This is a genomic window from Streptomyces sp. NBC_00104 (assembly GCF_045160825.1).
Classification (GTDB): domain Bacteria; phylum Actinomycetota; class Actinomycetes; order Streptomycetales; family Streptomycetaceae; genus Streptomyces.
This window is the reverse complement of record NZ_CP108215.1, coordinates 6318859-6342004: the sequence shown is the minus strand read 5'-3', so window position 1 is coordinate 6342004 and position 23146 is coordinate 6318859. Positions and strand designations below refer to the sequence as shown.

Genomic DNA, 23146 nt, shown 5'->3' with positions numbered 1-23146 from the left:
CCGCCGCCCCGGCGCATGTCACGGCCACCACCCCGACCGACACCTCTCCGACCCCCGTCACCGCCGCTCACTCCCTTCCAGAAGGCTGTCGCCCCGGCTCTGCAGCCCGTCCCGAAGCAGCCCCCGCAGCCGCTCCCAGCCCCGCTCGTACACGAACGCCGCCTCGCCCCAGCGGAGCGCCGGCACGGTCACCACCAGCCCCGACCCGTCCCGTTCCAGCACATGCACCTCGGCGATCCGCCGTCGTCCGTCCCGATCCCGTACGAGGTGCAGGACCACCGACAGCGCGGCCGCCAACTGGCTGTGCAGCGCGGCCCGGTCGAGCCCCGCGGCCGTACCGAGGGCCTCCAGACGGGCCGGCACCTGTCCCGCGGCGTTGGCGTGGAGCGTCCCGCAGCCGCCCTCGTGGCCGGTGTTCAGCGCGGCCAGCAACGACACGACCTCGGGTCCCCGCACCTCTCCGACCACCAGCCGGTCCGGGCGCATCCGCAGCGCCTGGCGCACCAGGTCCTGGAGCTCCACGAGACCCACGCCCTCCTGGTTGGCCGGTCTGCCCTCCAGCCGCACCACATGTGGGTGGTCGGGCCGCAGCTCCGCCGAGTCCTCGGCCAGCACGATCCGTTCGCCGGGGTCGACCAGGCCGAGCAGCGCGCTCAGAAGCGTGGTCTTGCCGGTCCCGGTCCCGCCGCTGATGACGTACGACGACCGGGAGCGGATCAGTGCTCGCAGGACGCGGTCGCCGCCGGGCGGCACCGTGCCCGCCGCCGCCAGTTCGGCGAGGGTGAAGGCACGGGGCCGTACGACCCGCAGGGACAGGCAGGTGGAGCCGACGGCCACCGGTGGGAGCACCGCGTGGAGCCGGGTGCCGTCCGGGAGCCGGGCGTCCACCCACGGCCGGGCGTCGTCCAGCCGGCGTCCGGCGACGGCCGCCAGGCGCTGCGCGAGCCGTCGTACGGCGGCCGCGTCGGGGAAGGAGATCCCGGTCAGTTCCAGGCCACCGCCCCGGTCCACCCACACCCGGTCGGGCGCCGACACCAGCACATCGGTGACCGACGGGTCGGCGAGCAGTGGCTCCAGCGGCCCGCTCCCCACCAACTCCGACCGCAACCGCTCGGCCGCCCCGAGCACCTCGGCGTCCCCGAGCACCCGCCCCCGCTCCCGCAGCGCCTGCGCCACCCGCGCGGGCGTCGGCTCGGCCCCGCTCTCGACGAGCCACTGGCGCACCCCGTCCAACAGACCGTCATGGGGCATCCCGTTCATGCGGCCCCGCCCCCGTTCAGGGACCGCCCGCTGCTCCCGGGGCCCAACGGCTGCCCGCCCGGCAGCCCGTCCTGAGGCACCCGGTTCACGCCGCCTCACCCCTGACCGCGACCCGCTCCCAGAAGCCTTCGCAGAACCGGGCGAGTGGTCCGCGTGGGATGCCTCCCGGTGGTTTGCCGCCGTCCGGCAGCCCGGCCTCGGTGGGTACTTCGCCCGCGAGCGGCAGCCCCAGCAGACGGGCCACCTCGTGGTCGTCGAGGCCGGGGGCGTACGGACCGCGGACCGCGACGCGGAGGTCGCGCAGGACCATGCCGAAGGCGGAGGCGACCCGGGAGGCGGCGGCGACGGCGCGCAGCTCGGCGGGGACGACCAGGAGACCCAGGTCCAGCTGGGCGAGGGCCTCGGCGACGCCTTCGTCGATACGGCGCGGCAGGTCCACGACGACCGCGCCGCCGCGCCGCCGGCCCGCCGCGAGGACCGCGCGGACGGCCTGGGGCGGGACGGCCACGGCATCGCCCCGGTCCCAGCTGAGGACGCGCAGGGAGTGCAGCTCGGGGAGCGACTCCTCCAGGGCGCCCCCGCCGACCCGGCCACGCGAGGCGGCGAAGGCAGGCCAGCGCAGCCCGTCGGCGCTTTCGCCGCCGAGGAGCACGTCCAGGCCGCCGCCCAGGGGATCGGCGTCCACGAGGAGCGTGCGCGTGCCCTGTCGCGCGGAGGTGACGGCGAGCGCGCAGGCCAGTGTGGACGCCCCCGCGCCGCCTCGGCCGCCGATCACGCCGACGGTGAGCGCGGGCCTGCCGACGCCTTCCGCCACGTCGGCGATGCGGTCGACGAGCCACTGCTCGCCGTCCGGCAGCATCAGGACGTGGTCGGCGCCGATCTCCACGGCCCGCTGCCACACCCCGGAGTCGTCCTGGTCCTTGCCGACGAGCACCACTCCTCGTCTGCGCGCGGCCCCGCGCAGCCGCCGCGCCGCGTCGTCCCCGACGAGCACGAGCGGCGCCGTCTCCCACCGGCCCCGGCCCTCCGGCACGCCGTGGTGGACCTCCGGCCGGGCGCCCGCGGCGGCGCACAGGCGCAGCAGGTCGTCCAGCAGTTCCACGTTCTCGGTGACGATCAACGGCCTGCCCTGCCGCCCCTCGGCGGCGGACGGCCGGTCGTTGGTGATGGCTCCCGCCACGATCTCCAGCCCCCTCGCTGCTTCCCCAGGGGCGCCCGGCTCCGGGCGCCCCTGTTCAAGTCCTGTGTGTAGAACCGGCGATCGGCCGCCATAGGGGCGCCGACGGAAACCGGTCGTACGCGTCCCGGAAACGGAACCGGCCATGAACCGGCCGCCGTCGGGACGCGCTGGAATCACGGTGCGGCGATCTCGGAAATCGTGTGGATCTTGGTCGATAACTGTGGACAACTCGGCGCTTGTGAATATCGCCATCACCCGAACAGGCGACTCCTGTGCGACTCCCGCAGCGCAGCCCGGCGGCTACGGACGGTGACGGATCCTGTGCCGGGGCAGAGGAAAGCCCACGAGGGCGCGAAAGCGCCTCGCGGGCTGGGGAGGAGAGGGGAAAACGCACCCGGACATGCGACGACCCCCACCGGGGGGGAGAGTGGGGGTCGTCTTCACGGCCGACTCGGGGGGGAGGAGCCGGACCGCGTTAGCACGGTCGCGAACGATCCGTGACTTCCATGGTGTACCCGAGAGGCCTCTCAGGCAAACCCACGCGCCCCACACTAGCCCGAATGGCGGGCGCATATGCTCGGGCCCGTGGAAAACCACTCCCTGCCCCGCACAGCGGCCTTCTTTGACCTGGACAAGACGGTCATTGCGAAGTCGAGCACGCTCACGTTCAGCAAGTCGTTCTACCAAGGCGGCCTGATCAACCGCAGGGCCGCCTTGCGGACGGCGTACACCCAGTTCGTGTTCCTCGCGGGCGGCGCCGACCACGACCAGATGGAACGGATGCGGAAGTATCTGTCCGCGCTGTGCCGGGGCTGGAACGTCCAACAGGTGAAGGACATCGTCGCCGAGACCCTGCACGACCTGATCGACCCGATCATCTACGACGAGGCCGCCTCCCTCATCGAGGAGCACCACGTCGCCGGGCGGGACGTCGTCATCGTCTCCACCTCCGGAGCCGAGGTGGTCGAACCCATCGGTGAACTCCTCGGCGCGGACCGGGTGGTGGCGACCCGGATGGTCGTCGGCGACGACGGCTGCTTCACCGGCGAGGTGGAGTACTACGCCTACGGACCGACGAAGGCCGAGGCGATCCGGGAGCTGGCCGAGTCCGAGGAGTACGACCTCGCGAACTGCTACGCGTACAGCGACTCGGCGACCGACCTGCCGATGCTGGAGGCCGTGGGCCACCCGCACGCGGTGAACCCGGACCGGACACTGCGCAAGGAGGCCCTCGCGCGCGGGTGGCCCATCCTCGACTTCCACCGACCGGTGCGCCTCAAGCAGCGCCTGGCCGTGCGGCCGCGGCCCGCCCTCCTCGCGGCCGCGGCGATAGGCGCCGCGGCGGCCACCGCGGGGCTCGTCTGGTACACGAGCCGACGCCGGGTGGCGACCGCCTGACCTGCGGTCCGCACACCGGCAGCCGATTCACCCTCTTTGAACCTAAAAGTAAAGAAGCACAACGAGGGGTTCCGCTTGCCCCGGTCCTGGAGTAGAAAGGATTCAAGGCCCGCGAGACCAAAGGACATCCGAGAGGATCACCTTTAATAACTCATTTTGGCCCCACGGACCTAGCATGAACACCGGGCACCCACGCGACGTCGACCCGTCGATTACGGGCCAGCCGCACCAGGTCACGGGCCAAGTTCCCGGCCTGATGGGCATATATCGAGGACGCTTGGTAACCGGGTGAACATGCCAGCGGCGGTACGAATTCTCGTACCGCCGCATCCCTTTTCCGGGGGTTGTCCGCCGCCCGAATCCAGGGCCTCTACGCCGCCCCGCGCTGCAGCGCCTCGCACACCGCCGTCGACTCGCGTGCGCCCAGTTCGATCGCCCGGCCGCAGTGGGCGATCCAGGCGGCCATGCCCTCCGGAGTGCCGGAGACATAGCCGTCGAGGGCGGCAAGGTAGCCGGCGCGGCCGAGTTCCGCGTGACCGACCTCCGCCGGGCAGACCGACTTGGGGTCGAGACCGCTGCCGATCAGGACGATCCGTTCGGCCGCGCGCGCGACGAGGCCGTTGTGGAAACCGAAGGGGCGCAGGGCGAGCAGTTCGCCGTGGACGACGGCCGCGGTCACCAGGGCGGGGGCCGAACTGCCCTTGATGATCAGCTCGGAAAGGCCGTCGAGACGGCCGGCGACCTCGGTGGCGCCCGGCAGAGGCAGCTCTACGAGGGGCTCGTCGACGGGCTCCCCGTCCTGTCGGGGCCGTCCCACGCGCGCGTCGTCACGACCGGCCGCCACCAGATGCAGCCGGGCCAGCACCCGCAGGGGCGACTGCCGCCAGATGGACAGCAACTGGCCCGCCTCGGCGGTGAGTCTCAGCGCGGCACCCACGGCGCGGGCCTCGTCGTCGCCGTCCTGGCCGCTGAAGTCCGTACGACGACGCACCTCTTCCAGGGCCCAGTCCGCACCGGAGAGCGCCGCCGAGCCGCGTGCGCCGCGCAGGGCCGCCTCGGAGGTGACCGCGTGGCTGCGGCGCCGCATGACGCGGTGGCCGTAGACCCGGTCCACGGCCTTGCGCACGGACTCCACGGACTCGGCCACACCGGGAAGCTCTCCCAGGGCCGCGAGCGGATCGGCGGCCGCACCTGTCGTACTCATGAGTACGACCCTACGCGCACCAGCGGCCAACCCCTCGAAGGAGTGGTCTTCCACCGTCGCGTGAGCACCCTTGGCGCTCACCCCACTACCGTTAGTGAACATGAAAATTGCTTTCGTCGGGAAGGGCGGGAGTGGCAAGACCACGCTGTCCTCCCTGTTCATCCGCCATCTCGCCGCCTCCGGAAGGCCGGTCGTCGCCGTCGACGCCGACATCAACCAGCACCTGGGCGCCGCTCTCGGCCTCGACGAGTCGGAGGCCGCCGAGCTGCCCGCGATGGGCGACCGGTTGCCGCTGATCAAGAACCATCTGCGCGGCTCCAACCCGCGGATCACCTCCGCCGAGACGATGATCAAGACCACCCCGCCCGGCGACGGCTCCCGCCTGGTGCGGATCTGCGAGCCCAACGCGATCTACGACGCCTGCGCCCGCCCGGTGGAACTCGACGGCGGCGCCGTCCGTCTGATGGTCACCGGCCCCTTCACCGACGCCGACCTGGGCGTCGCCTGCTACCACTCCAAGACGGGAGCGGTGGAGCTGTTCCTGAACCATCTGGTGGACGGCCGCGACGAGTACGTGGTGGTCGACATGACGGCCGGTTCCGACTCCTTCGCGTCCGGCATGTTCACCCGCTTCGACATGACGTTCCTCGTCGCCGAGCCCACCCGGAGGGGGGTCTCCGTCTACCGCCAGTACAAGGAGTACGCCAGTGACTACGGCGTCGCCCTGAAGGTCGTCGGCAACAAGGTGCGGGGCGACGACGACCTCGACTTCCTCCACGCCGAGGTCGGGGACGACCTACTGGTCACCATCGGGCACTCGGACTGGGTACGCGCCCTGGAGAAGGGCCGTCCGCCCCGCTTCGAGCACCTGGAGGAGACCAACCGCCAGTCCCTGCGCGCCCTTCACGACGCCGCCGACGCCACGTACGAGCTGCGCGACTGGGAGCGTTACACCCGCCAGATGGCGCACTTCCACCTGAAGAACGCGACCAGTTGGGGCAACGAACGGACCGGGGCCGATCTGGCCGCGCAGATCGACCCCGAGTTCGTGCTCGGCGAAAGGACCACCGCCGCCGTGTGAGAGCGGCTACGGCTTGGCCGCCGGAGCCCCGGGGACTCCCTTCGGGGCCGGTGCCGGTCCGCCGGAGAGGAAGGACCCCCATCCCGTCTTCGGGGACTCACCGACCCCCAGGGTGCGCAGCCTGTCCAGGACCTTCGGGTCCTGGGCGTCGAGCCAGTCGGCGAGTTGCCGGAAGGAGACGCAGCGCACCTCGGCCTTGCCACAGACCGCCTCGACGGTCTCCTCGACGGCACGCATGTAGACGCCGCCGTTCCAGGACTCGAAGTGGTTGCCGATGATCAGGGGCGCACGGTTGCCCTCGTAGGCGCGCTCGAAGCCCGCGAGCAGACCGTCACGGAACTGGTCGCCCCAGTGCTCCCGCTTGGCCGAAGCACCCGCCCGGGCCCCGGACTGGTTCACGTAGAAGTTGTAGTCCATGGTCAGCGTCTCGAAGTCCCGCCCGGGGACGGGGACGAGCTGCATCGACAGGTCCCACAGCCCGTCCTGCTTCTCGGGCCAGACCTGGTTCCTGACGCCGCTGGTGTCGTAGCGGAAGCCCAGTTCGCGGGCGGCCCGCAGGAAGTTCGGCCGGCCTTCCAGGCAGGGTGTGCGGGCGCCGATCAGCTCCTTGTCGTAGTCGAAGGGCAGCGGCTCGGCCTTCTCCGTGCCGATGTTGGTCTTCCACGCCTTCACGAACGACTTGGCCTGGGCGATCTCGCTCTTCCACTCCTCGACCGACCACTCGCCGACCCCGCCGCCGGGGCCGCAGAAGTGACCGTTGAAGTGCGTGCCGATCTCGTCGCCCTCCAGCCACGCGCCGCGCAGCTGGTCCACGGTGTCCTCGATTCCACGGATGTCGTTGAAGCCGATGTCCGAGCGGCCCGGTGAGTGCTGGGGCGGGCGGTACAGGTCCCGCTTCTCCTCCGGCAGCAGGTACACGCCGCTCAGGAAGTACGTCATGGTCGCGTCGTTGGCCCGTGCCACCTTGCGGAAGTGCGAGAAGAGCCGCTGACCGTCCTCCCCGGCGCCGTCCCAGGAGAAGACAACGAACTGCGGGGGTTTCTGACCGGGCTTCAACCGTTCGGGCCGGGGCAGGTGCGGCTGCACACCGGTGTACGCGGTGGAGCCGTCGCCGATCACGCGGACCGCGGTCTTGGGCGGCGCCGGCGCGCCCCCTTTCGTGGCGGCCACGCCCCGCCCGCCCGCTTTCTCCGTCTTGTTCGCGCCGGGCGGGCCGACGGTTCCGGTCGGCTCACCGATCCCGCATCCGGCGAGCGCCGCGGCGCAGGTCGCGGCGAGTGCGGCACCGACGGCGATCCTCTGGGTGACGGCCATGTTCCGCCCACCTTCTTCCTTCGCTCAGGGGCAGAGCGGCCAAGGTCACACAGAGTTCCGATCATGATTAATACGACAAGCCGATGAAAAGCTTCATTCACCCCCACGAGTGATCTAATGACCTATTTGCGGCTTATGTTCTTGCACATCCTTTACCCTGCATTACGATTCGTTTACTGAGCGTTGAGAAATCCCGCCGCTGTACGCCGTGCCCCACGGCCGCGAACCGACGCGACCGCGCAGCCCCGGAGGAGACGGGAGAACATGTCCGCCTGCGTCCCCACCCATGCCATCGACCCGGACTCGAACCGGACGGAGGGTGATCACCAGCCGCACAGTCCGCCGAAGGGACCGCGTCGCCGGTTCCGTGTCTCGGCCGCCGATCTGTCCGCTTCCCTCGCGGTCTTCCTGATCGCCCTCCCCCTGTCCCTGGGCATCGCCCTCGCCACCGACGCCCCGCTCCAGGCCGGCCTCGTCGCCGCCGCCGTCGGAGGCCTCGTCGCCGGGCGCCTGGGCGGCTCCCCCCTCCAGGTCAGCGGCCCGGCAGCCGGCCTCACCGTGGTCACCGCCGACCTCATCCACCAGTACGGCTGGCGCACCACCTGCGCCATCACCGTGCTCGCCGGCCTCGCCCAACTGGGCCTGGCCCACCTGCGCGTGGCCCGCTCGGCGCTCGCCGTCAGCCCGGCGATCGTGCACGGCATGCTCGCCGGCATCGGCGTCACCATCGCCGTCGCCCAACTCCACATCGTGCTCGGCGGCACCCCGCAGAGCTCGGTCAGCGCCAACGTCAGCGCCCTGCCCGCCCTGCTGGCGCACCTGCACCCCGCCGCCGTCTCCGTGAGCGTGCTCACCCTCGTCCTGCTGCTCGCCTGGCCCCGGCTCCCCGGCCGCGTCGGCCGACAGCTGCGCATCATCCCGGCAGCCCTCGTCGCCGTCGCGGGCGCCACCGCGGCGGCCGTGCTCGCCGCGCTGAGCCTGCCCAGGGTCGACCTTCCGTCGTGGCGGAGCCACGCCCTGGCCGGAGTGCCCGAGGGGCCGGCGCTCGGCCTGGTCGCGGCCGTCCTCACCACCACGCTGGTGTGCAGCGTGCAGTCGCTCCTCGGAGCCGTCGCCATGGACAAGCTGGCGGCGGGACGGACCGACGTGGGGCGTTCCGACCTCGACCGCGAGCTGCGCGGCCAGGGCGCGGCCAATGTCGTCTCCGGCGTCCTCGGCGGCCTGCCGATCGCCGGCGTCGCCGTCCGCAGTACGGCCAATGTCCGAGCCGGCGCCACCAGCCGGAACTCCACGATGCTGCACGGCGTTTGGGTGGTAGCGGCCGCACTGCTCCTGGTCCCCGTCCTGGAGCTGATCCCCCTCGCCTCACTCGCCGCCCTGGTGATGGCCGTCGGGATCCAGATGGTGTCCCTGCACCACATCCGTACGGTCACCCGCCACCGCGAGGTGCTGGTCTACGCCGTCACCACCCTGGGTGTCATCGTCCTCGGCGTCCTGGAAGGCGTCGCGCTCGGCATCGCCGTGGCGGTCGGCGTCGCCCTGCACCGCCTCACCCGTACCCGCATCACCCACGAGGAGAGGGAAGGAGTCCACCACGTCCACGTACGAGGACAGTTGACGTTCCTCGCCGTGCCCCGTCTCAGTCGCGCCCTGCACCAGATCCCCCAAGGCGCCGCCGCCGTGGTGGAGCTGGACGGCTCGTTCATGGATCACGCGGCATACGAGTCGCTGCAGGACTGGCAGCACGCGCACCACGCGCACGGCGGCTCCGTGGAGATCACCGGCCGATCCGGCACCCGTATCGCCGAGCCCGCCAGCACCTCGGCGGCCGGCTGTCGCTGCCGGCCCTGGACACCGTGGCGCAACCACCAGTGCGAGGCCCCGGCCACCCCGACCGCGGGCACCCCGCAGGAAGAGGCGGCCGAAGGTCCGAACAGCCATCAACTGGCGCGCGGCATCAGCGCGTTCCAGCGCAACACCGCTCCGCTGGTCCGCGGTGAGCTGGCCCGGCTCGCGCGCGAGGGGCAGCAGCCCTCGCAGCTCTTCCTGACCTGCGCCGACTCCCGGCTCGTCACATCGATGATCACCTCCAGCGGTCCCGGTGACCTCTTCGTCGTACGCAACGTCGGCAACCTCGTGCCGCCGCCCGGTGAGGAGAGCGGCGACGACTCGGTGGCGGCCGCGATCGAGTACGCGGTGGACGTGCTGCACGTGCGGTCCATCACGGTCTGCGGGCACTCCGGATGCGGAGCGATGCAGGCCCTGCTCAAGGCCGACCCGCACGGCGCGCAGACCCCCCTCAAGCGCTGGTTGCGGCACGGCCGGCCCAGCCTGGACCGCGCGACCGACAAGAACCGCCCCTGGGCCCGTCTCGCCGGCCGCGAACCCGCCGACGCCGTCGAACAGCTGTGCCTGACCAACGTCATCCAGCAGCTGGAACACCTGAGAGCCCACGAGTCCGTCTCCCGCGCCCTGCGCGAGGGCGCGCTCGAACTGCACGGGATGTACTTCCACGTGGGCGAGGCACAGGCGTACCTGCTCACGGGGGGATCCCCCGAGAGCGGAGTCTTCGATCAGGTCTCCGGTACGGCCGGGGCGGCCGACCCGACCGGGACGGTCCTGCACGACACGCGCGCGTGAACCGATCTCCGTCCCGGTCCGTGGAAACGGGTGGCGTCCTGCCCGCAGGGCCACCCGCCCACAGGTCTACACCAATCCGAGGAAGGCCCTTGTCATCGAGGGTCCGGGTCTGATGAGCTGTGGCCTGGGACACAACGGTCGCCCCGGCAAAGCACCGCAAGGGAGATGTCGTGAGCAACGAAAGCCTGGCCAACCTCTTGAAGGAGGAGCGCCGCTTCGCGCCGCCCGCTGACCTGGCCGAGAACGCCAACGTCACGGCCGAGGCGTACGAGCAGGCCAGGGCTGACAGGCTCGGCTTCTGGGCGGCTCAGGCCCGACGGCTGACCTGGGCCAAGGAGCCGACCGAGACGCTGGACTGGTCGAACCCGCCGTTCGCCAAATGGTTCGAGGACGGCGAGCTCAACGTCGCGTACAACTGCGTCGACCGACATGTCGAGGCCGGGAACGGCGACCGGGTCGCCATCCACTTCGAGGGCGAGCCCGGGGACAGCCGGGCCATCACCTACGCCGAGTTGAAGGACGAGGTGAGCAAGGCCGCGAACGCGCTGCTGGAGTTGGGGGTCCAGGCCGGTGACCGGGTCGCGGTCTATATGCCGATGATCCCGGAGACGGCCGTGGCGATGCTGGCCTGCGCCCGGATCGGCGCCGCGCACTCCGTCGTGTTCGGCGGCTTCTCCGCGGACGCGCTCGCGACCCGTATCCAGGACGCCGACGCCAAGGTGGTCATCACCTCCGACGGCGGCTACCGGCGTGGCAAGCCGTCCGCGCTCAAGCCGGCCGTGGACGACGCGGCCGACCGCGCCGGCAATGTCGAGCACGTCCTCGTCGTCCGCCGTACCGGCCAGGACGTCGCGTGGAACGACTCGCGTGACGTGTGGTGGCACGAGATCGTCGACCGGCAGAGCGCCGAGCACACCCCACAGGCGTTCGGGGCCGAGCACCCGCTGTTCATCCTGTACACGTCCGGCACGACGGGTAAGCCCAAGGGCATCCTGCACACCTCCGGCGGCTACCTCACCCAGACGTCGTACACCCACCACGCCGTCTTCGACCTCAAGCCGGAGTCGGACGTCTACTGGTGCACGGCCGACGTCGGCTGGGTCACCGGCCACTCGTACATCGTCTACGGGCCGCTGGCGAACGGCGCGACGCAGGTCATGTACGAGGGCACGCCGGACACCCCGCACCAGGGGCGGTTCTGGGAGATCGTGCAGAAGTACGGGGTGACGATCCTCTACACGGCACCCACGGCGATCCGTACGTTCATGAAGTGGGGCGACGACATCCCCGCGAAGTTCGACCTGTCCTCCCTGCGCGTCCTCGGCTCCGTCGGTGAGCCCATCAACCCCGAGGCGTGGATCTGGTACCGCAAGCACATCGGGGCCGACGCGACGCCGATCGTGGACACCTGGTGGCAGACCGAGACCGGCGCGATGATGATCTCGCCACTGCCGGGCGTGACGGCGACCAAGCCGGGGTCCGCGCAGACTCCGCTGCCGGGCATCTGCGCGACCGTCGTCGACGACGAGGCGAACGAGGTGCCGAACGGCGGCGGTGGCTATCTCGTCCTCACCGAGCCGTGGCCGTCGATGCTGCGCACCATCTGGGGCGACGACCAGCGGTTCCTGGACACCTACTGGTCGCGGTTCGCGGGCAAGTACTTCGCCGGTGACGGGGCGAAGAAGGACGACGACGGGGACATCTGGCTCCTCGGGCGCGTCGACGACGTGATGCTCGTGTCGGGCCACAACATCTCGACGACCGAGGTGGAGTCCGCGCTCGTCTCGCACCCGTCCGTGGCAGAGGCGGCCGTGGTCGGCGCGGCCGACGAGACCACCGGTCAGGCGATCGTCGCGTTCGTGATCCTGCGTGGTACGGCGAACGCCGAGGACGAGAACCTCGTCGCCGACCTCCGCAACCACGTCGGCGCCACCCTCGGCCCGATCGCCAAGCCGAAGCGGATCCTGCCGGTGCAGGAACTGCCGAAGACCCGCTCCGGAAAGATCATGCGGCGACTGCTGCGGGACGTGGCGGAGAACCGGCAGCTCGGTGACGTCACGACCCTGACCGACTCCACGGTGATGGACCTGATCCAGGCCAAACTGCCGGCGGCGCCGAGCGAGGACTGAGATCGGGTACGTCCCCCCCAGGGGAGGGCGTACGTCCGTGAAGGGGCACCCGGCGGGAAGCACGCCGGGCGCCCCTTGGCTAAAGTGAGAAAAAGGTGCGCCGGGAAGTCTGGTCGGCAAGCGATCCATGCTGCCCACCGACCGGAGGTCCCCATCGTGGCCGCGTCCCGCACCACCCCCACCCGCAAGGTTCTCGACCGGCTCTCCCTGCCCGAGCGGACCTTCGTGGCGGACGCGCTGCGCACGGAGACCGTCGGCGGTGTGCTGCTGCTCCTGGCCGCCGTCACCGCGCTGGTCTGGGTCAACGTCCCCGCACTGCACGACAGCTACGAGAGCGTCAGCCACTTCCGCTTCGGCCCCGAAGCGCTCGGCCTCGACCTGTCCGTGGCGCACTGGGCGGCGGACGGCCTCCTCGCGGTGTTCTTCTTCGTCGCCGGCATCGAACTCAAGCGCGAGCTGGTCGCCGGTGACCTCCGGGACCCCAGGACGGCCGCGCTGCCCGTGGTGGCCGCGCTGTGCGGCATGGCCGTACCGGCGCTCGTCTACGTGCTCACCAACCTCACCGGCGGCGGCTCCCTGTCCGGCTGGGCGGTGCCCACCGCGACCGACATCGCCTTCGCGCTGGCGGTGCTCGCCGTCATCGGCACCTCCCTGCCGAACGCGCTGCGGGCCTTCCTGCTCACCCTCGCCGTCGTCGACGACCTGTGCGCGATCCTGATCATCGCGGTGTTCTTCACCGACGACCTCGACTTCGCCGCGCTCGGCGGCGCGTTCGCCGGTCTCGCCGTCTTCTGGCTGCTGCTGAGGAAGGGCGTGCGCGGCTGGTACGTGTACGTGCCGCTGGCGCTCGTCGTCTGGGGGCTCATGTACAACAGCGGCGTGCACGCCACCATCGCCGGTGTCGCGATGGGGCTGATGCTGCGCTGCACCCGGCGCGCAGGCGAGGAGCACTCCCCCGGCGAGCGCGTCGAGCACCTTGTGCGGCCCCTGTCGGCCGGTCTCGCGGTGCCACTGTTCGCCCTCTTCAGCGCGGGTGTCGCGGTGTCGGCCGGCTCGCTGGAAAGGGTGTTCACACAGCCGGAGACGCTCGGAGTGGTGCTCGGACTGGTCGTCGGCAAGGCGATCGGGATCTTCGGCGGGACGTGGCTGACCGCCCGCTTCACCCGGGCCTCGCTCTCCGAGGACCTGTCCTGGCCGGACGTCTTCGCGGTCTCCTCCCTCGCCGGGATCGGCTTCACCGTGTCGCTGCTCATCGGCGAACTGGCCTTCGAGGGCGACCGGGTGCTCACCGACGGCGTCAAGGCGGCCGTCCTCACCGGTTCGCTCGTCGCGGCGGTCCTGGCGACCGTCCTGTTGAAGCTGAGGAACGCCAAGTACCAGGCTCTGTGGGCCGCCGAGGAGCGTGACGACGACCTCGACGGCATCCCCGACATCTACGAACAGGACGACCCGGCGTACCACCTGCGCATGGCCGAGATCTACGAACGCAAGGCCGCGGAACATCGCAGGCTTGCCGAAGTCGCGGGCGGGGCAGGCGTCGGCGACGACGGTCCGGCATGATCTGACAGGACCGTACACAGGACCGTACAAACGCATATGAGGGAGACCCCGATGAGCGCACCCGACGGCAGCCCGGTCGGAGCCGAACGCAGTGTCGGCCAGTTGTTCGCCTCGGCGACGGCCGAGATGTCCGCGCTGGTGCACGACGAGATCGCGCTGGCCAAGGCCCAACTCAGGCAGGACGTCAAGCGAGGCGTGGTCGGCGGCGGGGCGTTCACCGCGGCCGGCGCGGTGCTGCTCTTCTCCCTGCCGATGCTCAGCTTCGCCCTGGCCTACGGCATTCGCACCTGGAGCGACTGGAACCTGGCGATCTGCTTCCTGCTGTCGTTCGCGGCGAACGTGGTGGTCGCCCTCGTACTGACGGTCATCGGCGTCGCCTTCTCGAAGAAGGCCAAGAAGGGGAAGGGCCCGCAGAAGGTCGCGGCCTCCATGAAGCAGACGGCGGGCGTGCTGCAGAACGCCAAGCCCCACCCCCGCCGGCCCGCCCCGGCCGACGACGCCGTCGAGGCTGTGGCACGCTCGACGTCATGACCGACCCCGCGACCACCCCGGCCGCCCCCTCGAATCAGCCCGCGTCTCCCGTACGGCTCGACGTGCCCGGAGCCAAGGAGCTGATCCACCGGGACGTGGCCGCCAACGGCGCGCGCTTCCACATCGCCGAGGTGGGCGACGGGCCGCTGGTGCTGCTGCTGCACGGCTTCCCGCAGTTCTGGTGGACCTGGCGGCACCAGCTGGTCGCCCTCGCCGACGCGGGCTTCCGGGCCGTGGCCATGGACCTGCGCGGGGTCGGTGGCAGCGACCGCACACCCCGGGGTTACGACCCCGCGAACCTCGCCCTCGACATCACCGGGGTCGTACGGTCTCTCGGCGAGCCCGACGCCGCGCTGGTCGGCCACGACCTCGGCGGCTATCTGGCGTGGACGGCGGCCGTGATGCGCCCCAAGCTCGTACGGCGGCTCGCGGTCTCCTCGATGCCGCACCCGCGGCGCTGGCGCTCGGCCATGCTCTCCGACGTCAAGCAGACGTCCGCGGGCTCCTACATCTGGGGCTTCCAGCGCCCCTGGATCCCCGAGCGGCAGCTCACCGCCGACGACGGCGCCCTGGTCGGCCGGCTGATCCGGGAGTGGTCGGGGCCGCGGCTGCCGGACGACGAGGCCGTGGAGGCGTATCAGCGGGCGATGTGCATCCCGTCGACGGCGCACTGCTCGATCGAGCCGTACCGGTGGATGGTGCGGTCCATGGCCCGCCCGGACGGCATCCAGTTCAACCGCCGGATGAAGCGCCCGGTGCGTGTCCCCACCCTTCACCTGCACGGTTCACTCGACCCGGTGATGCGCACCCGCAGCGCGGCCGGGTCCGGGGAGTACGTCGAAGCGCCTTACCGTTGGCGGCTGTTCGACGGTCTGGGACACTTCCCGCACGAGGAGGACCCGGTGGCGTTCTCGGCCGAACTCATCAACTGGCTGAAGGACCCCGAGCCCGACCGGTGAGTCCGGCCAGGTCGCCCGCTATCCGGACGTGAACACCTGTTCCACGAACAGCTACTTGCCCGGCGCATAGGCCAATTGAGGGGCGTGGGGGTGGTTATCGACCTTGGGGCGGGGGCACACGTCGGGGTATGGGCTGGACGCACGACTACAGTGACGCAGCACGCAACCGCCGCTCGGCCGCGGGCCTGAGCTCCCACCAGAGGGGCGCCCCGCAAATGCCGGGCACGGATCCCCGGCTGGGCATTCCGCGCATCCTGCGCCGCCGGGCCCGCTGGGTCTCGGCCCGGCTGCGCCATCCTCGTCCCTGACCCGTTCGGGGCGACCCGCACAGGACCTCAAGGACACCGGCCCCACCCGGCCTCAGAGCGCGCAGCTGTCGCTGTCCACCTGCTGGTTGGCCGTACGGCCCTTGGTGATGTCCTCCTCGACCTCGTCCGCGGTGAGGGCGTAACCCGTGTCCGGGTCGTCGAGGGACTTCGCGAAGACCACGCCGTAGACCTTGCCGTCGGGCGTGAGCAGCGGGCCGCCGGAGTTGCCCTGACGGACCGTCGCGTAGAGCGAGTACACGTCGCGGTGGACGGTGCCGCGCTTGTAGATGTCGGCGCCGTTGGCCGTGATGCGGCCGCGCACGCGCGCGGGGCGGATGTCGTACGAGCCGTTCTCCGGGAAGCCCGCCACGATCGCGTCGTCGCTGCTCGCGGCGTCCTTGGTGGTGAACTTCAGCACGGGCGCCTTCAGGCTCGGCACGTCCAGTACGGCGATGTCGCGCTCCCAGTCGTAGAGGACGACCTTGGCGTCGTACTTGCGGCCCTCGCCGCCGATCTGGACGGTGGGTTCGTCGACCCCGCCGACCACGTGCGCGTTGGTCATCACCCGGCGCTCGCCGAAGACGAAGCCGGTGCCTTCGAGGACCTTGCCGCAACTCTGGGCCGTGCCCATGACCTTGACGATGGATCGCTTGGCACGCTGGGCGACCGGGCTGTTCGCGAGCGCCGGGTCGGGGGGCTGGACCTCGGTGATCGGTTCGTTCGAGAAGGGGCTGAAGACCTGCGGGAAGCCGTTCTGCGTGAGGACCGAGGAGAAGTCCGCGAACCAGGTGTCCGCCTGGTGGGGCAGGGCCCCGGCCACGCCCTGGAGCACCTTGGAGTTGCGGACCTCCTTGCCGAGCGTCGGCAGTGTCGTCCCGGCGAGTGCGGAACCGATCAGCCAGGCGACCAGGAGCATCGCCACGACGTTGACGAAGGCGCCGCCGGTGGCGTCCAGGGCGCGGGCCGGCGACCAGGTGATGTACCGGCGCAGTTTGTTGCCGAGGTGGGTGGTCAGGGCCTGGCCGACCGAGGCGCAGACGATCACGACGACCACCGCGACGACGGCGGCGGCCGTGCTCACCTCGGAGTTGTCGGTCATCCAGTCCCAGATGACGGGCAGGGCGTAGACCGCGACGAGGCCGCCGCCGAGGAAGCCGATCACCGAGAGGATGCCGACGACGAAGCCCTGTCGGTAGCCCACGATCGCGAACCAGACAGCGGCGACCAGCAACAGGATGTCCAGCACGTTCACCGCTTCAAGCCTCGCCTCGTCGCTTCGCGATCACTACATGCCGACCGGGGGACCGGTCCGCCGCGCGGCGACAGGGGGACCCGACAGGCCCCGGGAGACGCAGCACGGCAGACACCCTGTCATGAGCGCCAGTCGAGCGGGACCTGCTTCTCGCGGTCCCAAGGCCGCTCCCAGCCCGAGTAGTGCAGCAGACGGTCGATCACTCCGGCCGTGAAACCCCACACCAGGGCCGATTCGACCAGAAATGCCGGGCCTGCGTAGCCGCGGGGGTGAATGGCGGTGGCTCTGTTGGCCGGATCCGTGAGATCCGCCACGGGGACGGTGAAGACGCGCGCCGTCTCGTTCGGGTCGACGGCCCTGACCGGGGTCGGCTGTCGCCACCAGCCCAGGACGGGGGTCACGACGAAGCCGCTCACCGGGATGTACAGCTTGGGCAGCACGCCGAAGAGCTGGACGCCGGCGGGGTCGAGGCCGGTCTCCTCCTCGGCCTCGCGCAGGGCGGCGCGCAGCGGGCCGTCGGTCCGCGGGTCGCCGTCCTCGGGGTCGAGGGCGCCGCCGGGGAACGACGGCTGGCCGGCGTGCGACCGGAGTGAGCCGGCGCGCTCCATGAGCAGCAGCTCGGGCCCGCTCGGCCCCTCGCCGAACAGGATCAGGACCGCCGACTGCCGCCCCGAGCCGTTCTCCGGTGGCAGGAAGCGGCTCAGCTGCAGTGGCTCGACCGTCTCACCGGCGCGCACCACCGGGTCCAGCCAGGTGGGCAGGCCCGTCTTGTCCAGGGCCACGCGTCCGTCGCGCGTGTGGTGCCCGCTGTCGGTGTCCGTGCCGCCGTCTGTCCGGCTCGCGCGTGTCATAGCCACCCCCGTCGTTCTTCCGGTCCCAACGCCCGGAGGACCGCTGATCGTTCCTCGTGGGCTTCGCGTCCCTCTTGAGGGTGGTGGGAGCCGGAGCGGGCAGGGCGCGTGCCGGAGTGGAGGCGCGCGGTGGCGTGCGCGCCCGGTCGCTTCGTGCGGGCCGTCATCCGGCGGCTCCCAGGGGCGGGGCCGGGATGCCGCCCGCGTCCAGGTAGGACTGTGGGGGCTTGAGGCGCTGGCCGGGGAAGCCGCCCTTCTCGTACTTCAGGAGCTTCCTGGCCTTCTCCGGGTCCGTCTCGCCCTCGCCGAACGCCGGGCAGAGCGGGGCGATGGGGCAGGCGCCGCAGGCCGGTTTGCGGGCGTGGCAGATACGGCGGCCGTGGAAGATCACGTGGTGCGACAGCATCGTCCACTCGCTCTTCGGGAAGAGCGCGCCGATGGCCGCCTCGATCTTGTCCGGGTCGGTCGCCTCGGTCCACTTCCAGCGCCGGACGAGCCGCTGGAAGTGCGTGTCCACGGTGATTCCGGGCCGGCCGAAGGCGTTGCCCAGCACGACGAAGGCGGTCTTGCGGCCGACGCCGGGCAGCTTGACGAGGTCCTCGAGACGGCCGGGGACCTCTCCCCCGTGGTTCTCCACCAGGGCCTTCGACAGACCCATCACCGACTTCGTCTTGGCCCGGAAGAACCCGCACGGCCGCAGGATCTCCTCGACCTCCTGCGGGTCGGCGGCGGCCAGGTCCTCGGGGGTGGGGTACTTCGCGAAGAGCGCCGGTGTCGTCTGGTTGACCCGCAGATCGGTCGTCTGCGCGGACAGGACCGTCGCGACGACCAGCTGGAAGGAGTTCTCGAAGTCCAACTCCGGGTGCGCGTACGGGTACACCTCGGCGAGTTCGCGGTTGATGCGACGGGCACGGCGGACGAGAGCCGTCCGGGACTCGGGCTTGGCGGGCCTCCTCGCCGGAGCCGTGGTCCTCTTCGCCGGAGCCGTGGTCCTCTTCGCCGGAGCCGTGGTCCTCTTCGCCGGAGCCGTGGTCTTCTGGGCGGGGTTCTCCGCCGCTGATGGATCGGACACCTTCGTCGCCTTTGCCGTTTTGTTCGCTCCCGTGGGGCCCTGTTCGCCCACAGCGGAATCGCGCCGTACAACCACCCGCCCAGCCCCCTTGGCCTGTGCTCTCACCGGCGATTTGGACACCCGGCCAGCCTAAAGCCCGGCACCGACATCCGCCCCGGGCCCAGAAGATCGGCCCCCAATTGGACCCCTGACGCTTACCCCGGGACATGTGTGCGGCATCCTTGTGACAGATCACACTGTTTGGTCCGTCCGGCAAGATGGGGAACACGGTCCCCTGGTAGTACGGGGAGCAAGATCCCCTGAGCAGGTCGACAAGGAGAGAACTCGTGGACGACGTTCTGCGGCGCGCCCCGCTCTTCGCGGCGCTCGATGACGAGCAGGCCGCGGAGCTCCGCGCCTCCATGAGTGAGGTGACCCTCGCGCGCGGTGACGCTCTCTTCCACGAGGGCGACCCGGGTGACCGCCTTTATGTGGTCACCGAAGGCAAGGTGAAGCTGCACCGCGCGTCGCCCGACGGCCGCGAGAACATGCTGGCCGTGCTCGGTCCCGGTGAGCTGATCGGCGAGCTGTCGCTGTTCGACCCGGGCCCGCGGACGGCGACGGCCACCGCGCTGACCGAGGTCAAGCTGCTCGGCCTCGGCCACGGCGACCTGCAGCCGTGGCTGAACGCGCGGCCCGAGGTGGCCGCGGCGCTGCTGCGTGCCGTCGCGCGGCGGCTGCGCAAGACCAACGACCAGATGTCCGACCTCGTGTTCTCGGACGTTCCCGGGCGGGTCGCTCGGGCGCTGCTGGACCTTTCCCGGCGGTTCGGTGTGCAGTCGGAGGAGGGCATCCACGTGGTGCACGACCTCACGCAGGAGGAGCTGGCGCAGCTGGTGGGTGCGTCGCGGGAGACCGTGAACAAGGCGCTGGCGGACTTCGCGCAGCGGGGGTGGCTGCGGTTGGAGGCTCGCGCGGTGATCCTGCTGGATGTGGAGCGGCTGGCCAAGCGGTCGCGCTGACGCGGGGAGCGGTTGCACGTCGGCTCGGCTCGGGTGCCGGTTCGGCTGGGGCTCCGTTCGGCTGGGGCTCCCTTCGGCTCGGGTGCCGGTCCGGCTCCGGTCCGGTCCGTAGGGTCGGTTCGTACGTCGATGGGGTTCGTCTCGTTCGCGGGGCGGGCCCCATTGTCTTCGCCCCGCCGCCCTTACCCGATCCCCTCCCCAGGGGCTGCCGCCCCTTCGACCCCGCCCTCACGGGGCTCCGCCCCCGACCCCGCCAGGGGCGCGCTGCGCCCCCTGAACCCCCGAGTGATTCATGGGGTTCCACGGATCCCTTCTCGAGGTCCCCAACCGATTCGGGGCGCCCTCTCCATCTGCCAGTCGCCCCCTCCCGCATAAATAACCTGCCCCCGCGGACCCCTCCGGTCACAGTGGTCCCATGGCCGAAATCGGGCGTCGTAGAGGGCTGGACAGTCGGGGGTATATCGAGCGGGAGGGGGCGTTGGGGCGGGTGGGTGGGGTGTTTCGGCCCGTGGTGGCAGTTGCTCGGGATCGGGTTCTGAACGGGTTCGGGGCGCGGCTGCACAGTGCGTACCTCTATGGGTCGATTCCCCGGGGAACGGCTCGCCCGGGGCGCAGTGACCTCGATCTGCTGCTGGTGTTGCGGGAGGAGCCCACGGAGGCCGACCGGGCGAGGGCGCGGGTGCTGGACGAGACGTTGGACGAGGAGTTCCCGCAGATCGACGGGGCCGGGACGCTGCTGGTCAGCAGGGCGCAGGTGCTCAGCGACCTGGAGCGGTACGACCTGGGCTGGTTCGTGGCCTGTCTGTGCACCCCACTGCTGGGTGAGGACCTGGCGGAGGACCTGCCCCGCTATCGGCCGGACTCGCTCCTCGCGCGCGAGACCAACGGCGACCTCGCGCTGCTTCTGCCGCGCTGGCGTGAACGGATCGCGGAAGCCGACACGGACGACGCCCGGCGGTCGCTCGTCCGCGGTTGCTCACGTCGGCTCGTCCGGACCGGGTTCACGCTTGTCATGCCCCGCTGGAACGGCTGGACCAGTGATCTGCACGAGATGGCGGAGGCGTTCGGCGAGTACTACCCCGAACGTGCTGCCCAGATGCGCGCGGCGGCGGTGGCGGGAGCGGGATACGAGCCGGATGCCGGGCCGGGCGGACGGGGCCACCCGGGTGGCCCAGGTGGCCCGAGCCTCCCGGGTGGCCCGGGTGCTCATGACGTCGTACTGCGGTCGTACGTGGAGGATCTCGGGCCCTGGCTGGCCGGGGAGTACGCGCGCGTGCACGGGGTCAAAGCGCCGCGCCCCGGGGACCGGTGAGGGCCCCGGGGCGCCTGGTGAGGCGCTGGGGGCACACCGGAGGCCTGCCTGGCGCCTCTGAGAGGGGCTGCTGGGGCCTGAGAGGGCTCTGAGGCCCTGTGGCGCCCCGCGGGCGGCCGTGGCGCCCCCCGGGCGGTCCGGGCCCGGAGACGGCCGCTCAGGTCCCCCGGGCGGTCCGGGCCCGGAGACGGCCGCTCAGGCCCGCCTCGGATCGGGTCAGATCAGGCCGTGCTCGGTCAGGTACTCGATCTGGGCCCGTACCGAGAGTTCCGCGGCCGGCCACAGGGAGCGGTCGACGTCCGCGTAGACGTGGGCGACGACCTCGCCGGGGGTGCGGTAGCCGTTCTCGACGGCCGTTTCGACCTGGGCGAGCCGGTGGGCGCGGTGGGCGAGGTAGAACTCGACGACGCCCTGGGCGTCCTCCAGGACGGGACCGTGGCCGGGGAGGACGGTGTGGACGCCGTCGTCGACCGTGAGGGACCTGAGGCGGCGGAGGGAGTCGAGATAGTCGCCGAGACGCCCGTCGGGGTGGGCCACGACCGTCGTACCGCGCCCGAGGACGGTGTCGCCGGTCAGGACGGCCCCGTCCGCCGGGAGGTGGAAGCAGAGCGAGTCGGCGGTGTGGCCTGGGGTGGGCACGACGCGGAGTTCCAGGCCGCCGACCGCGACGACGTCGCCGGCGCCCAGCCCTTCGTCGCCGAGCCGCAGCGCCGGGTCCAGGGCCCGTACGTTCGTCCTGGTCAGCCCGGCGAAGCGGGCGGCGCCCTCCGCGTGGTCCGGGTGCCCGTGCGTGAGCAGGGTCAGCGCGATCCGCTTGCCGGCCTTCTCCGCCGTGTCGACGACGTTGCGCAGGTGGGCGTCGTCGAGCGGGCCCGGGTCGATCACGACCGCCGAGTCGGAGTCCGGCTCGGACACGATCCAGGTGTTGGTTCCGTCCAGCGTCATCACGGACGCGTTCGGCGCGAGCACGTTGACCGCGCGCGCGGTGGCGGGCCCCGACAGGACTCCGCCCCTGGGCTGGCCGGGGAGGGCTGCTGCGTCGGTCATACGGGGGTGCCTTCCAGCGGGATGGGCGGAGTGTCACGGTGCCGGTCGCGGGCCCGCGACCCGTCTCGACGCCCGTGTGGTGGCGCGAGGGGCCGGTGAGGGAGCGGGGCCGCGGCTCCCGGCCTGCCCGGGAGGGCTGTCGCGTCCGTCATGGGGAGTCTCCGGCGGCCGCGATGCGCTTGGTGAACTCGTCGTGGCCGGGCCAGGAGAGCACCACGTCGTCGTTCTCCAGGCGGGCTCGGGCGAGGACGGGGGTCAGGTCGCGGGCGGGTGCGGCGGCGAGCGCGGCGGCGGCCGTGTCGTACTCCGCGAGCCGGCGCAGGGTCGCGATGGTGGGCGGCATCATCAGCAGCTCGCCCTTGTCGTAGCCGGCCGCCGCGTCCCGGGGGCGGATCCACACCGTGCGGTCGGCCTCCGTGGAGGCGTTGCGGGTGCGCTGGCCCTGTGGGAGGGCGGCCACGAAGAACCAGGTGTCGTAGCGACGGGACTCGAACTCGGGGGTGATCCAGCGGGCCCAGGCGCCCAGCAGGTCGGACCGCAGGACCAGCCCCCTGCGCTCCAGGAACTCCGCGAAGGACAGCTCCCGGGCGGCCACCGCCGCGCGGTCCGTCTCCCAGTCGTCGCCCGTGGTGTCGCCGACCACCGTGTCGGAGCTGGGGCCGGCGAGCAGGACGCCCGCCTCCTCGTACGTCTCCCGGACGGCCGCGCAGACGATCGCCTGGGCGTCGGTCTCGTCGACGCCGAGCCTGGACGCCCACCACGCGCGCGTGGGGCCCGCCCAGCGGATCTGGTGGTCGTCGTCGCGCGGGTCCACTCCGCCGCCCGGATACGCGTACGCGCCCCCGGCGAAAGCCATGGAGGCGCGTCTGCGCAGCATGTGCACGACCGGAGTGTCGGCCGTGTCCTTGAGCAGCATGACGGTGGCGGCCCGCCTGGGGGTCACCGGTGTCAGCGTGCCGGCCGCGAGTGCGCGGATGCGGTCGGGCCACTCGGCTGGGTACCACTGCCCGTTTGCCATGGTGCGGAGGCTAACTCGTCACGGGCTGA

19 protein-coding genes are annotated in these 23146 nt (G+C 71.5%); 10 read left to right on the top strand and 9 right to left on the bottom strand.

The features are described from left to right. Positions 1-57: 57 nt before the first annotated feature. Entirely contained in the window at positions 58-1260 is a 1203-nt protein-coding gene (locus OG272_RS27965) for a TadA family conjugal transfer-associated ATPase (protein WP_327728420.1), read from the bottom strand. An 85-nt stretch (positions 1261-1345) separates the two neighbouring features. Next, positions 1346-2440, bottom strand: coding sequence for a septum site-determining protein Ssd (gene ssd / locus OG272_RS27960; protein WP_326579580.1), 1095 nt, complete (start codon positions 2438-2440; stop codon positions 1346-1348). Positions 2441-3013: 573 nt separating this feature from the next. Here ssd and OG272_RS27955 point away from each other — a divergent pair. Next, positions 3014-3838 carry an HAD-IB family hydrolase gene (locus tag OG272_RS27955; RefSeq protein ID WP_326579582.1) on the top strand — a complete coding sequence of 275 codons (825 nt, stop codon included), beginning with the start codon at positions 3014-3016 and terminating at the stop codon, positions 3836-3838. A gap of 370 nt (positions 3839-4208) precedes the next feature. Here the strand turns inward: OG272_RS27955 and OG272_RS27950 are convergent, their stop codons facing one another. Next, a complete protein-coding gene (locus OG272_RS27950; RefSeq protein WP_326579584.1) occupies positions 4209-5042 on the bottom strand; it encodes an oxidoreductase in 834 nt (277 codons plus the stop codon). Between the two features lie 100 nt (positions 5043-5142). Here OG272_RS27950 and OG272_RS27945 point away from each other — a divergent pair, with 100 nt between their 5' ends. Next, on the top strand, positions 5143-6123 hold the full coding sequence (locus tag OG272_RS27945; RefSeq protein WP_327728421.1) for an ATP-binding protein: 981 nt from the start codon (positions 5143-5145) through the stop codon (positions 6121-6123). A 6-nt stretch (positions 6124-6129) separates the two neighbouring features. Here the strand turns inward: OG272_RS27945 and OG272_RS27940 are convergent, their stop codons facing one another. After that, positions 6130-7437 carry a hypothetical protein gene (locus OG272_RS27940; protein WP_327728422.1) on the bottom strand — a complete coding sequence of 436 codons (1308 nt, stop codon included), beginning with the start codon at positions 7435-7437 and terminating at the stop codon, positions 6130-6132. 264 nt (positions 7438-7701) lie between these two features. On the opposite strand from OG272_RS27940, the gene OG272_RS27935 reads away from it, so the two are divergent. From OG272_RS27935 to OG272_RS27910, 6 genes are all read left to right on the top strand, one after another. Continuing rightward, positions 7702-10077 (top strand): SulP family inorganic anion transporter, encoded by a 2376-nt coding sequence (locus OG272_RS27935; RefSeq protein ID WP_327728423.1) that lies wholly within the window; start codon positions 7702-7704, stop codon positions 10075-10077. Positions 10078-10247: 170 nt separating this feature from the next. Beyond that, positions 10248-12206 carry an acetate--CoA ligase gene (gene acs, locus OG272_RS27930; protein WP_326579590.1) on the top strand — a complete coding sequence of 653 codons (1959 nt, stop codon included), beginning with the start codon at positions 10248-10250 and terminating at the stop codon, positions 12204-12206. Positions 12207-12362: 156 nt separating this feature from the next. After that, positions 12363-13766 carry a Na+/H+ antiporter NhaA gene (nhaA, locus tag OG272_RS27925; RefSeq protein WP_328223768.1) on the top strand — a complete coding sequence of 468 codons (1404 nt, stop codon included), beginning with the start codon at positions 12363-12365 and terminating at the stop codon, positions 13764-13766. Between the two features lie 51 nt (positions 13767-13817). Then, a complete protein-coding gene (locus OG272_RS27920; RefSeq protein WP_326579594.1) occupies positions 13818-14297 on the top strand; it encodes a phage holin family protein in 480 nt (159 codons plus the stop codon). Next, positions 14294-15256 (top strand): alpha/beta hydrolase, encoded by a 963-nt coding sequence (locus OG272_RS27915; RefSeq protein WP_327728425.1) that lies wholly within the window; start codon positions 14294-14296, stop codon positions 15254-15256. Before OG272_RS27920 ends, OG272_RS27915 begins: the two co-directional genes overlap by 4 nt. A gap of 128 nt (positions 15257-15384) precedes the next feature. Then, complete coding sequence (locus tag OG272_RS27910; RefSeq protein WP_326579599.1) at positions 15385-15564, top strand: hypothetical protein; 180 nt, start codon at positions 15385-15387, stop codon at positions 15562-15564. Between the two features lie 52 nt (positions 15565-15616). Here the strand turns inward: OG272_RS27910 and OG272_RS27905 are convergent, their stop codons facing one another. The 3 genes from OG272_RS27905 to nth form a co-directional block, all read right to left on the bottom strand. Then, positions 15617-16816 (bottom strand): MarP family serine protease, encoded by a 1200-nt coding sequence (locus OG272_RS27905; RefSeq protein ID WP_326579601.1) that lies wholly within the window; start codon positions 16814-16816, stop codon positions 15617-15619. A 119-nt stretch (positions 16817-16935) separates the two neighbouring features. Further along, positions 16936-17667, bottom strand: a complete 732-nt coding sequence (locus OG272_RS27900) for a CoA pyrophosphatase (RefSeq protein ID WP_326579603.1) — start codon at positions 17665-17667, stop codon at positions 16936-16938. A 163-nt stretch (positions 17668-17830) separates the two neighbouring features. After that, on the bottom strand, positions 17831-18814 hold the full coding sequence (gene nth, locus OG272_RS27895) for an endonuclease III (RefSeq protein WP_405895139.1): 984 nt from the start codon (positions 18812-18814) through the stop codon (positions 17831-17833). A gap of 251 nt (positions 18815-19065) precedes the next feature. On the opposite strand from nth, the gene OG272_RS27890 reads away from it, so the two are divergent. Next, positions 19066-19740, top strand: coding sequence for a Crp/Fnr family transcriptional regulator (locus tag OG272_RS27890; protein ID WP_005476003.1), 675 nt, complete (start codon positions 19066-19068; stop codon positions 19738-19740). A gap of 415 nt (positions 19741-20155) precedes the next feature. Further along, positions 20156-21052 (top strand): nucleotidyltransferase domain-containing protein, encoded by an 897-nt coding sequence (locus tag OG272_RS27885; RefSeq protein ID WP_328223767.1) that lies wholly within the window; start codon positions 20156-20158, stop codon positions 21050-21052. A 216-nt stretch (positions 21053-21268) separates the two neighbouring features. Here OG272_RS27885 and OG272_RS27880 read toward each other — a convergent pair whose 3' ends face one another. Together OG272_RS27880 and OG272_RS27875 are read right to left on the bottom strand one after the other, a co-directional pair. Then, positions 21269-22099 (bottom strand): MBL fold metallo-hydrolase, encoded by an 831-nt coding sequence (locus tag OG272_RS27880; protein WP_327728429.1) that lies wholly within the window; start codon positions 22097-22099, stop codon positions 21269-21271. 148 nt (positions 22100-22247) lie between these two features. Further along, entirely contained in the window at positions 22248-23117 is an 870-nt protein-coding gene (locus OG272_RS27875) for an NUDIX hydrolase (protein WP_327728430.1), read from the bottom strand. Positions 23118-23146: the final 29 nt, after the last annotated feature.